The organism is Tessaracoccus antarcticus (genome assembly GCF_003688855.1).
Lineage (GTDB): Bacteria > Actinomycetota > Actinomycetes > Propionibacteriales > Propionibacteriaceae > Arachnia > Arachnia antarctica.
On record NZ_REFW01000001.1, the window covers coordinates 422,108 to 434,539 of the forward strand.

Consider the following 12,432-nt stretch of genomic DNA (forward strand, 5'->3'; position numbering starts at 1 on the left):
TGACCACAGTACGAAACCAGAGGAAGGAAAACTGATGAACATGGTGCACATGGCCATCGCAGTGTGGTGGGGGTTGACCCATCCGCCGGCCACAAGAGATGAGCGTGGGCTGTCCCAGTCCACCGAGAACGCGATCCTGCTGGCCGGTGCAGTGACGGTGGCCGTACTCATCGTCACGGTGATCACCGCCTACGTGAAAGCCCGCCTCCCCGCCTGATGAGCGGGAACCACGTGATGACGTCGGCATTCCTGGATGGCTGGACGGGAGGGGTGGAATGCGGGTGGTGAAGACTCTGGCCGCGCTCGCGCTGCTGGTGGCCCTGCTCGCCGGCGTACCGGCGATGTTGATTGCGTGGGGTGACCCTTCGGCTCTGCTGCGCGTGGATTGGCGCCGAGCCCTCGTGCAACCGGCCAGCAAGGAACTCGTCGTCGCCCTGTGCAGCGTTGCTGGCTGGTTGGCGTGGGCACTGCTGGCCGTCACTGCCATCGTTGAAACCGTGATGGCGATGTCCCGGGGACGCGTCCACATCCACCTGCCCGGGATCGGCTGGCTGCAACCCGCCGTGGGCGGACTCGTCGCCATGGTGATGGCACCGGCACTCTCCAGCACGGCAGCCGAACCGGCCCCGCCCGCCCCCGCCCATGCCCCAGCCGTCGTCGAGCACCAGATCTCCCCCACGATCACCGCCCACCCATTCGTCCCTCCTGCGGGCCTGCGCGCCTACGTGGTGCGGCCCGGCGATGAGCTGTGGGCGGTGGCCGAGCAGGAGCTGGGCTCCGGTGGCTCCTGGCGAACAATTCTCCGCAGCAACCCCGGGATGACTGCGGACACGGTTCTCACGCCGGGAAACACGATCCTCCTGCCGTCCACTCCCCCGGTGCAGGCGTCGGCGGCTCCCGACAGCAGCGGCCACGTCACGGTCAGGCGCGGAGACACCTTGTGGGACCTGGCCGAACAGCATCTGGGCGACGCACATCGATGGCCGGAACTCTTCCAGGCCAACCGCGACCAGATCTCCGACCCCGACGAGATCGACATTGGCTGGCGCCTGAGCATCCCGGGTGCGGCCGACACCACCCAGCCCCGGGACACCGGACTCGGTCAGGGGGACAAGGTCTCGGCGACACCGACACCGTCGGCTCCGCCACCAGTGGGGGGCACGAACCAGCCCACCACCCTCGCGCCAACGGTCTCACCCACGCTGCCGCCGGACACGACCCCCCGGACCTCCCCCCTGGCCATTCCCGTGATGACCGACGCAACCCCGCGGGCAACGAACCAGCCCTCGAACGGAGCGACGGGGAACGCCACCCCCGTGACCACCACCGAGGACCCGCAGTGGTCCGACGACGTGTTGGGCCCCGTGGGTGGGGTGCTGGCCGCCAGCCTGTTCGCGGGAGTCATCGCCAGGAGGCGCGTGCAACTCCTCCAGCGTGGGGTGGGGCGCCGTGCAGCGACGCTTGCACCGGAGATCCAGCGGTTCTTCGCCGCCCTGGTCCAGCGCTCCCATGTCGCCCCGGAGCTGCAGCCGAACGCCCAACCCACCTCCGTCATCATCGGGTGGCGCGACGAGGAGGAGGTGCGCATCGACCTGGAACCGCGGCGCTGCACCCTCGTGGAGGGCTCCCCGGAGGACACTGCGGCCCTGGCGGCCACCATCATCACAAGCCTCATGTGTGCCCCATGGTCCTCAATGGCGGAGGTGGTGACAGTGGAACCGCAGGAGGAGTGGGTGCTGGCCCTCGACGACCCCCGCCTCTCCAGCGAGATGCACCTGGAGGAGGCCCTGACCCGTCTGCAGCGGTTGTGCGCCCAACGACGGATGGCGATGGGACGGTCGAACCTGGCGTCCCTACGAGCCGACCCTGACGTGGCGGGGTCCTGGCCCCCCGTGGTCTTCGTGTTCTGTCACGGCCTCCTGCCCGCCCATGTTGACCACGTACGGGACTGCCTGTCACTCGGGGAGGTGGGGGTGAGCGTGGTGGCGCCCCTCGCTCATGGGACCACCTCCAACGGTGACCCCCGAGCGGTGCATGTCCTCTCCACCAGCGTCGCGCGGCTGGGGGGCACGGACGACACGTTCGAGCCGCAACTGCTGAACCAGCCCGCACGCCGGGCCGTTGTGTCCCTGTTCACATCGTCCCTCGACGATCGAACCGAACCAGCGCCGTGGTGGCGTGATGGCGACCTTCCCCCACACGTGACCGTTCCGCCGACAACGGCGGAGGAGCCCATCAAGGACGATGCGATGCCTGCCTGGTCCCCACTCCCCGACCATCCCACCCTCTTGGTGCTCGGCCCCGTGGAACTCCGTGGATGCCACGGTGAACGTCCCGGACGCGCCGTCGGCCAGTGCATGGAGTACTGCGCGTGGCTTCTGCTGAACCCCGGGGCCACCGCCTCGACCATGGTGCGGGAACTGCTGGTGGCTGAGGGCACCCGCCGTTCCAACACCAGCCGTCTGAGGTCATGGCTGGGGAGGAATACCGAGGGCGTCTCCTACCTCCCCGATGCCTACTCCGGACGGATCACCCTGGACCCGAGCGTCTCCTCCGACTGGGAGCAGTTCCAGCTCCTGCTGGCCGGGGGCGTCAATGTCGCCAGCTCACCTCTGCTTCGGGAGGCCCTCTCACTCGTCAGGGGACGCCCCCTCGAGGGAGTCACCTTCCAGTGGCCGTGGGTGGCGCAGTGGGTGAGTGACATGGAAAGCATGATCACCGATGCTGCCGCGGTCCTTGCCGACCGGTGTCTGACGGAGCAGGACCTGGAGGGTGCCCACTGGGCCATCGACCAGGGTCAGTTGGCCACAGGGGACGACGAGACACTGGAGATCCGCCGCATCCACGCCCTGGCGTTGTCCGGGGAGAGGGCCGAACTGGACCGAGCGGTCATGGACATGACCCGCGTCGCACGCGCCGAGAACCGGGACCTGGCACCGGAGACCATCCAACGAATCCAGCACGCGTTGCACCTGAGCATGACCCGACACGCTCACTCGTGATCACATCCACCACCGAGACCCCCTTCCGTCCGCCCGCCCCGTCGGCTACACATGACGGATGCAGCCCTACGAATTTGTCGGCGACTGGTCCGGCCAGCTGGTGACCACCTCGATCCACGCCGGCCATGACCTGCGGCCCGAGGTCGCCGACCTCATGGTGCTACACGAGGCGGACCGGCTCCGCGAGGAGGATCCTTTCACCGACGCCATCGGATCCCTGATGCCGGCGCGGGTGCTGGTGCACCGCTCCCGCTTCGAGGCCGACCTCAACAGGTCCCGCGACATGGCCGTCTACGCCCGGCCCGAGGACTGCTGGGGATTCAACGTGTGGGAAACAGGTCACCTCCCCCAAGATGTTCTCGCGCGCAGCCTCGAGTACTGGGACAGCTTCTATGCCGCCCTCACCCTCCGGCTCGACGCACTTGCCGCCCGTGGCCCCTTCGTCATCTTCGACATCCACTCCTACAACCACCGCCGCCCCGGCCCCGACGAGCCGAACGAATCATGGGCCCAGAACCCGGAACTCGACCTGGGCACCGGCATGGTGGACCGGGAGCGCTTCACCCCGGTCATTGACGCGCTGCGGGACTGCATGGCCACGCAGGGCTTCGACGTCCGGGATGAGATCAAGTTCTTCCCCAAACAACTCTCCCAGTGGGTGCACCGTCGCTACCCGGGAACGGGCTGCGTGATGACGCTGGAGTTCAAGAAAACATTCATGGATGAGTGGACCGGCATCCCCGACTCCCACCGCCTGAACGTCCTGGCCCAGAGTGTCCACCTCGCTGCCGGTCCTGTCCAGGACGCGCTCGCGGCGCTGCCCCGCAGCACCGGTGCGGAGGAGGACTCCTCCGACAGGCTCGCAGGGTGATGCGCCGCCCCTGAGCGCCGCTCTTCACGAGGCAGGTCCGTGGCCCCATCCAGCGACTGACCCCTGGCTGCGATAGAAAGTACGGATGCTTTCACACGAATTCGTCGGCGACTGGTCGGGCCAACTGGTGGCCACGTCCATCCACGCCGGCCACCACCTGCGACCCGAGGTGGCGGACCTGATGGTCCTTGACGACGCCGCAAGGCTCCGCGAGGAGGACCCTTTCACCGACGCCATCACCGCTCTGGTCCCGGCACGGGTGCTGGTGCACCGCTCCCGCTTCGAGACCGACCTCAACCGGGTCCGCGACATCGCCGTCTACACGAAACCCGACGACTGCTGGGGACTGGACGTCTGGAGCACCGACGAACTTCCCTCGGACGTGAAGGCGCGCAGCCTGGAGGTCTACGACGCCTTCTACCGCGACCTGGCCGTCCGCCTGGACGAACTCGAAGCGCGAGGACCGTTCGTCGTTTTCGACGTGCATTCCTACAACCATCGACGGCCCGGGGCTGACCAGCCCGCCGAACCACCACAGGAGAACCCCGAGGTCAATCTCGGGACGGGTTCGGTGGACCGCGACCGCTTCGGCCCCGTGGTGGATGCCTTCCGCGATGCGATGACGGCGCAGGGCTTCGACGTGCGCGAGAACGTGAAATTCAAGGGGCAGGCCCTGGCGTGGTGGGTGCACGAACGCTACGCCGGCACCGGGGTCGTCCTGGCGCTGGAGTTCAAGAAGACCTTCATGGACGAGTGGACCGGCATCCCCGACCGGGACCGGCTCGATGAGCTGGCCCGCTCCCTGGCCAGCACCGTCGACCCGGTGCTGGCGGCGATGCCATCGTGAGTGGCAACCCCCTCTCAGCCGCTGACCAGGCCATCGACCACCAACTGTCCGACCTCGGCGGCAGCATTCGTTTCATCCTCGACGTCACCCCCATCGATGCCGACGACGTCCGCGAATCCTTCCTCGAGCACCCGCACGAACCGACGTTCACCTACCGCGAACTGGTAACCGACCCCGAAGTTCTGCAGACCATGCTGGCCGGCACGAAGGTCTCCGACGTCGCCGACACCACGCTGGGCGCGTTGCTGCGCAACAAGCACCGCGAGCTTGAACTGCAGCTGTCGATGCTGCGCGCCCGGGACAGCGAGGACTTCCGCCACCTCAGCCTCGAGCTGTACGGCGGCATCGCCCCCAACCTCCTCGGTGCGGCGGAATCCATCATGGAACGTGTGGCCCCCACAGAGGGTTCGGGGGTGCTGCTGGACGCCGAACAGTTCCTGGGAGTCGCCGAGCAGGAGATCGAGCGCTACCGCGAGCTGGAACCCGACATTGACATCCACGCCGAAATTCGGCACGACAGCACCGGCGTCATGGTCAGCGAGAACGTGTTACTCATCGGCCCGGAGTCCCACACGGACGCCGCGCGCGCAGAGGCCCTCGTGCACCACGAGGTGGGCACCCACCTCGTGACGCAGGTCAACGGCTCACGCCAACCCATCCGCACACTCGGCACCGGTCTGGCCGGGTACGACGAGACCCAGGAGGGTCTCGCGGTGCTGGCGGAGGTGGCGTGTGGCGGCCTCACCCCCAACCGGCTGCGCCAGCTCGCGGCCCGCGTGCTGACCGTGCATCGCATGCTCGCCGGCGACACGTTCGTCGAATGCTGGCAGCAGTTGGTGGATGCAGACGTCAGCCGGAGTTCCGCATTCACCACCACCATGCGGGTGTTCCGCGCAGGTGGACTCACCAAGGACGCCATTTACCTCCGCGGCCTCCTCGACCTGCTGGAGCATCTCCGCGACGGCGGCTCCCTGGAGCCGTTCTGGCTGGGTAAGTTCTCGCTGGTGGACCTCCCACTCATCGAGGACCTCCTCGCCCGCGGCGTGCTCACCCCTCCCGCCCTGGTGCCCCGCTGGTACGACACAGCCGACGGGGCCGCCCGCCTGGCGGCCGCCGCACAGGACCCCGACCCCACCCACCTCATCGAAGGAATCGCCCCATGAAGATCGGCTTCGTCGTCAACGACGTCATGACGGAAGCACCCGTCTACACCACCACCCGGCTGGCCATGCAGGCCACCAACATGGGCCACGAGGTCTGGATCATGGGGATGGGCGACTTCTCGTACGAACCCGACGGCTCACTGAGCGCCCACGCCCGGGGCGCCGCCGACAAGAACTACCGCTCACTGGAGCGCTACGTGGCCGACATTCAGGAACCCAAGAGTGACGAGCTTCTCTCCCTCTCGGAGTTCGACGTGGTCATGCTGCGTTCCGACCCGGCCGACGACCACAACGAGGCCCCCTGGGCCAACAACGCAGGTGTCGCCTTCGGCCAGCTCATCGCCTCCACGGGCGTGCTCGTGGTCAACGACCCCGGCAGCCTCGCCAACGCCTTGTCCAAGGCCTACTTCCAGCACTTCCCGGAAGTGGTGCGGCCTCGCACCCTGATCTCCCGGGACGCCTCCCAGATCACGACCTTCATCGACGACCTCGGCGGCCGCGCCGTGCTGAAACCGTTGCAGGGTTCGGGCGGCAGCGGCGTGTTCCTGGTGAACCAGAAGGAGTCCCCCAACCTCAGCCAGATCATCGAGGCCATCGCCCGCGACGGCTACGTCGTCACGCAGGAGTACCTCGAGGCGGCCTCCGAAGGCGACGTGCGGATGTTCGTGCTGAACGGCCGCCCCCTCATGCGCAACGGCAAGTACGCGGCGTTCCGCCGAAAGTCCTCCAGCAGCGACATCCGCTCCAACATGTCGGCTGGCGGAAAGGCACTTGCGGTGCAGGTCACCGACGAAATGCTTGACCTCGTCGAGGTGGTCCGCCCCAAACTGGTGTCCGACGGCATGTTCCTCGTGGGGCTGGACATCGTCGGCGACAAGCTCATGGAGGTCAACGTCTTCAGCCCGGGCGGCTTGGGTAGCTGCGCACAGTTGTACGACGAGAACTTCGCCGTCGCCATCATCGAGGACCTCGAACGCAAGGTGTCCATCTCGTCGCACTACCCCAACAAGATGACGAACCTGGACCTCGCGGCCCTCTGACGAGAAGCCCGAAGGGGGCCCACCCATGAGAAGGGTTGGGTTGGGCCCCAGCAGCGGTTATTTTGGAGGACGGCACACCGGCATCCCGGAGGCCCCCCGAAACACAGGAGCCGCATGTCCGCCCCGGAGAACACCGCCACGCTGACCGCCGCAAGCCAACAACAGTCCCGCCCCTGGCCGGCGCTGTGGGCGCTCGTCGTCGGCTTCTTCATGATCCTGGTGGACACCACCATCGTGTCGGTGGCCACGCCCACCATCATCTCCGAGCTGAACGCCGGGGTCAGTGAAGCCATCTGGGTCTCCAGTGCCTACCTGCTGGCCTACGCCGTGCCACTGCTCATCATGGGCAGGATGGGCGACCGGTACGGGCCCAAGAAGATCTACCTCATCGGTCTGGTGATCTTCACGCTCTCCTCGCTGGCCTGCGGGCTCGTGGGGAGCGTGAACCCGCTCATCATCGCCCGCGTGGTCCAGGGGATCGGCGCGGCCATGATGACACCCCAGACCATGGCCACCATCACCCGCCTCTTCCCAGCGAACGAACGCGGCAAAGCCATGGCCATCTGGGGTGCGGTGGCGGGTATCGCCACCCTCGTCGGTCCCGTCCTCGGCGGCCTGTTGCTGGACTCCCTGGGGTGGGAGTGGATCTTCTTCATCAACGTCCCCGTGGGTGTCGTCGGCTTCTTCGCGGTCGTCAAGTACGTGCCCCGCATGGAGGTCAACAAGCACCGGTTCGACTGGATCGGGGTGGCGCTCAGCGCAGTCGGCCTCTTCTGCATTGTTTTCGGACTTCAGGAGGCCGACACCTTCGAGTGGGGCCAGATCTGGGGACCCATCACCGTGTGGTCGCTCATCATTTTCGGCCTCGTTGTCCTCGTCGGCTTCGTCCTGTGGCAGAAGTACAACCGCAGCGAGCCCCTCCTGCCGCTGGAGCTGTTTTCCGACAGGAACTTCGCCGTCTCCAACATCGCGATCGTCACCGTCGGATTCTCCGTGACAGCCATGCCCTTCGCGCTGATGATCTGGGCCCAGGCCGCTCGCGGTTTCTCGCCCACTGAGGCAGCACTGCTCAGCGCACCGACGGCACTCATGTCGCTGGTCCTGGCCCGCCCCGTCGGCAATCTCGTGGACCGCATCCACCCACGCCTGCTCGCCACCATCGGCTGCGGGCTGTGGTCCGCGGCCCTGTTCGGTCTGGTCGCCGTGATGAACACCACCAGCCCCGTCTGGCTCATCCTCATCCCCATGACGGTGCTCGGCATCTCCAACAGCTTCGTGTGGGGGCCCCTGTCGACGGCCGCCACCGGCAACCTCCCGCCCCTGCGTGCCGGCGCAGGGTCAGGCGTCTACAACACGGCCCGGCAGGTGGGCGCCGTGATGGGAAGTGCCGTCATCGCCACCTTGATCAGCAGCCGTATTGCGGCCAACCTCGGCACCTCCGGCCAGGGTTTCTCACCGGCCTCGATGGGCAGTGCGGACATCCCCGAACCTGTCCGTGAAGGGCTCGCCAACGCCATGTCCCAGGCCGTTCTCGTCCCCGCCATCGTCATCGGCGTGGCGGTCATCATCGTCCAGTTCTACAAGCGCCCCAGCCACCAGAAGGTCTGAAAAGCGGTCCCGCCCCGCAGATGTGGAAAGGTTGGGGCATGGACACATCAATTCTTGGCAGGACCGGTCGAACGGTCAGCGTCGTGGGGCAGGGCTGCTGGCAGTTCGGGGGCGACTGGGGCGACGTCACCGACGACACCGCGATGTCGGTATTGCACACGGCCGCGGACGCGGGCGTCACATTCTTCGATACCGCCGACGTCTACGGCGACGGCCACAGTGAGGAACTCGTCGGCCGTTTCCTGAAGGAGCGTGCCGACGACACCATCGTCGTGGCCACGAAGATGGGACGGCGCGCCAACCCGCACGAGCCACAGGAGTTCACCGCCAAGAACCTCCGCGAATGGAACGACCGCTCCCGCCGTCTTCTGGGGGTTGACACCCTCGACCTGGTGCAGCTGCACTGCCCACCCACCCCCGTCTACAGCAACGACGGGGTGTTCGACGTCCTCGACGAGATGGTGGAGGAGGGACGCATGAAAGCCTACGGCGTCTCGGTCGAGACCGTCGACGAGGCCATGACCGCATTGGCGCGCCCCAACCTGGCCAGCATCCAGATCATTCTCAACATTTTCCGCCGCAAGCCGTTGGAGCAGGTGCTGCCGGCCGCCAAGGCTGCAGGTGTCGGCGTCATCGCCCGGGTCCCCCTGGCCAGTGGCCTGCTGTCGGGCAAGTTCACGAAGGACACCACCTTCGCCGAGACCGATCACCGCACCTTCAACCGTCACGGTGAGTCCTTCGACCAGGGCGAAACGTTCTCCGGCGTACCGTTCGAGGAGGGCGTCGAAGCCGCCCGCGAAGTGGCCGAGCTGTGCCGCGACGGCGTCACCCCTGCCCAGCTGGCCCTGCGCTGGATCATTGACCAGCCCGGCGTCAGCAGCGTCATTCCCGGTGCCAGCCGCCCCTCCCAGGCGCGTTCCAACGCCGCCGCCGGGTCGATGCTGCCACTCAACGCCCGCCAGCTCACCGCGCTGGAGGAGATCTACGACCGTCGCATCCGCCAGTTCGTGCACTCCCGCTGGTGATCTGACACACCCGCGGGGGTCACCCACGTCGCTCCAGCCATCACCCCACAGGAACGAGCCGCGGCTCACACTCAGGAGAACCCATGACGCAGCAGGTGACGTTCACGCGCGACGAACTCAGGGACGCTCTCTCCGAGAATGACCTCACACGGCTGAGTGCCATGCTGCACGGCGCGGACCCCGGGGAGATCGTCGAAGAGCTGCGCCGGCTGCGTGGCGAGGATCGCGCCATCGTCTTCCGGTTGCTGTCCAAGGATCAGGCGCTGGATGTCTTCGAGCGTCTGGACCACCCCACCCAGGGCGATCTGGTGCGGCTCCTGCAGGCCCACGAGACGGCTGCCGTGTTCGAGGACCTGGATCCCGATGACCGGGTGAGCCTCCTCGACGAGTTGCCGGCAGGGATCGCCGCCAAACTCATGCGCGGGCTCTCCGGCGGGGAACGCGAGCTCACGGCCGTGGTGCTGGGCTATGCAAGCGGGTCCATAGGCCGGCGCATGAGCCCCGAAGTGGTGACGATCCCCATCGACAGCACCGTCGGCCAGGCGCTCGGGAGGGCGAAGTCCAGGGCACTGGAGGCGGAAACCATTTACACCCTCCCCGTCGTCGACCAGAGCCGGCGTCTCCTGGGTGTGGTGGGGCTGCGTGACCTCCTGGCCGCCGACGAGGCATCACCGGTGCGAGACCTCGTGGTGAAGGCCAACACCGCGCAGGCCACCGAACCGGCCGAGGTGGCCGCCCGCCGCTGCTCCGAGCTCGGCCACTTGGCGTTGCCCGTGGTGGACCACGAGGATCGCCTCGTCGGGATCCTCACCGTCGACGATGCACTGGCCATCCTCGAGGAAGCCGAGTCCGAGGACCAGGCCCGCATGAGCGGTACCGAACCCGTTCGCGGCCACTACTTGGCCACTCCGCTGTCCCGGCTGGTGCGCTCCCGTGTGGTGTGGCTGCTGGTGCTGGCCATTGGCGCCAGCCTCACGGTGCAGGTGCTGGAGATCTTCGAGGCCACGCTGAGCCAGATGATTGTGCTGTCCGTCTTCGTCCCACTCCTGATCGGTACGGGCGGCAACACCGGCAACCAGGCCGCCACCACCGTCACGCGTGCCCTCGCGCTCGGCGAGGTGCGGGGTCGGGACTGGTTCCGGGTGGTGCGGCGCGAGATGGCCGTGGGCGCGATGCTGGGTGTGACACTCGGAGGGCTGGGGTTCGTCATCACGGGTCTGCTGTACGGCCTTGGCATCGGCTCCGTCATCGGGCTCACACTGCTGACGGTGTGCACCGTGGCGGCCACGGTCGGCGGCACGATGCCACTGGTGGCCAAGGCCGTCCACGCGGACCCAGCTGTCTTCTCCAACCCGTTCATCAGCACCTTCATCGACGCCACGGGGCTCCTGGTCTACTTCGGAATCGCCAAGCTGATCCTCGGAATCTGAGCACCGCCGCCTCCGCGGCTCAACGACGGACGCCCCCAGGAAGAGCGGCTCACCACGCGTTCGGCGAAGGCCGACACATTGCAGGACCATGCGCAACGCACCACGCACCCCCTCGCCACGGCTGCCGCCGTCCTGTCACTGGTGCTGACGAGCGGTGCATTCCGCCGTCCAGGGGAATCGACCTCGCACACCTTCGCGAGTGGCTGGTCGTGAGCCCCCTCGTCGAATCCGTGGTGCAGAGCACGTCGGTGGAGCCTGCTGAGACGAGGGATGTGCTGCGAGCGACCCAGCCCCCACGTGGCCGACACCGTGATGGTCAGCCGCCCATCACACCTCACTGCGCTTGCCGCCGAACACCGGCTCGAGTTCTGACTCCTCCTGCGGTGTCGCCACCCTGAACGGCGGGTCGACCGGCACGGGGGCGCTCTGGCGACCCTGCCCACGGGTCGCCCGCAGGCTGGCGACGACGGCCACCGCCAGGATCACCACGATCACTGCCAGGGAGATACCGGTGGGGATGTGCACGACGCTCTTGAGCGCCATCTTGATGCCCACCCAGATCAGCACGAGGGCCAGTCCTGTCTTGAGGTAGACGAACCTGTGGATGAGGTCGGCGAGCAGGAAGTACATGGCCCGCAGGCCGAGGATCGCGAAGGCGTTGGCCGTGAACACCAGGAACACCTCGTCGGTGACGGCGAAGATGGCGGGGATGGAGTCGACCGCGAACAGCACGTCGGTGGCCTCGACCAGCACGAGGACCGCGAGCAGGGGCGTGGCCAGCAGGACGCCGCGACGACGCACCAGCAGCTTCTGCCCGTGATACACGTCGGTCATGGGCACCACCCGGCGGAACAGCCGCAGCACGGCGGACTTGCTGGGGTCCACGTGGTCGTCGCTCTGCCGCAGCATTTTCCAGCCGGTCCAGAGCAGGAACGCGGCGAAGACGTAGAGGATCCAGGAGAAGTTCTCAATCAGCAGCGCACCGCCGGCGATGAACACACCGCGGAACACCAGTGCCCCCAGCACGCCGAGGAAGAGCACGCGGTGCTGGAACTTGGGGGGCACGGCAAAGAAGCTGAAGATGATGGCCCAGATGAACACGTTGTCCACGGACAGGGACTTCTCGATGAGATATCCCGCGAAGTACTGCTGCCCGAATTCGGCGCCCCACACCATCCAGACGACCGCGCCGAACGCGACGCCGAACGCCACCCACACGCCCGTCCAGGCGGCTGCTTCCCTGACACCGATGGCGTGGGCGCGGCGGTGGGCGAACAGGTCCACCGCCAGCATGACCACGATGAAGGCCACCACTGCGGCCCAGGCCCAAACGGGTACATCCATGAAAAGCTCCTTCGATCGATGTGATCGAAGGTCTCTCCCAGCCCTCAACGGGCCCGCTCGCCGGGTCCTTGCGGACCGTACTGACGACGAAACGTGGGTGGG

10 protein-coding genes are annotated in these 12,432 nt (G+C 67.1%); 9 read left to right on the forward strand and 1 reads right to left on the reverse strand.

Features of this window, described 5'->3' with window-relative positions:
* Positions 1 to 34 precede the first annotated feature (34 nt).
* From EAX62_RS01855 to mgtE, 9 genes are all read left to right on the forward strand, one after another.
* Entirely contained in the window at positions 35 to 217 is a 183-nt protein-coding gene (locus EAX62_RS01855) for a hypothetical protein (RefSeq protein WP_121899973.1), read from the forward strand.
* 67 nt (positions 218 to 284) lie between these two features.
* Positions 285 to 3,002 (forward strand): LysM peptidoglycan-binding domain-containing protein, encoded by a 2,718-nt coding sequence (locus tag EAX62_RS01860; RefSeq protein WP_158600462.1) that lies wholly within the window; start codon positions 285 to 287, stop codon positions 3,000 to 3,002.
* Between the two features lie 58 nt (positions 3,003 to 3,060).
* Complete coding sequence (locus EAX62_RS01865; protein WP_121899975.1) at positions 3,061 to 3,873, forward strand: N-formylglutamate amidohydrolase; 813 nt, start codon at positions 3,061 to 3,063, stop codon at positions 3,871 to 3,873.
* 85 nt (positions 3,874 to 3,958) lie between these two features.
* The gene (locus tag EAX62_RS01870) at positions 3,959 to 4,720 is read left to right on the forward strand and encodes an N-formylglutamate amidohydrolase (protein ID WP_121899976.1); all 762 of its coding nucleotides are present in this window, start codon (positions 3,959 to 3,961) and stop codon (positions 4,718 to 4,720) included.
* Positions 4,717 to 5,883, forward strand: a complete 1,167-nt coding sequence (locus EAX62_RS01875; RefSeq protein WP_121899977.1) for a flavohemoglobin expression-modulating QEGLA motif protein — start codon at positions 4,717 to 4,719, stop codon at positions 5,881 to 5,883. The genes EAX62_RS01870 and EAX62_RS01875 overlap by 4 nt, the downstream gene beginning before the upstream one ends.
* Complete coding sequence (locus EAX62_RS01880; RefSeq protein ID WP_121899978.1) at positions 5,880 to 6,923, forward strand: glutathione synthetase; 1,044 nt, start codon at positions 5,880 to 5,882, stop codon at positions 6,921 to 6,923. Before EAX62_RS01875 ends, EAX62_RS01880 begins: the two co-directional genes overlap by 4 nt.
* Positions 6,924 to 7,037: 114 nt before the next feature.
* A complete protein-coding gene (locus tag EAX62_RS01885) occupies positions 7,038 to 8,531 on the forward strand; it encodes a DHA2 family efflux MFS transporter permease subunit (RefSeq protein ID WP_121899979.1) in 1,494 nt (497 codons plus the stop codon).
* A 38-nt stretch (positions 8,532 to 8,569) separates the two neighbouring features.
* Positions 8,570 to 9,556, forward strand: coding sequence for an aldo/keto reductase (locus tag EAX62_RS01890; protein WP_121899980.1), 987 nt, complete (start codon positions 8,570 to 8,572; stop codon positions 9,554 to 9,556).
* An 83-nt stretch (positions 9,557 to 9,639) separates the two neighbouring features.
* Positions 9,640 to 10,986, forward strand: a complete 1,347-nt coding sequence (gene mgtE, locus EAX62_RS01895) for a magnesium transporter (RefSeq protein ID WP_121899981.1) — start codon at positions 9,640 to 9,642, stop codon at positions 10,984 to 10,986.
* A 327-nt stretch (positions 10,987 to 11,313) separates the two neighbouring features.
* On the opposite strand, the gene EAX62_RS01900 is transcribed toward mgtE, so the two are convergent.
* Positions 11,314 to 12,330, reverse strand: a complete 1,017-nt coding sequence (locus tag EAX62_RS01900; RefSeq protein ID WP_121899982.1) for a TerC family protein — start codon at positions 12,328 to 12,330, stop codon at positions 11,314 to 11,316.
* Positions 12,331 to 12,432: the final 102 nt, after the last annotated feature.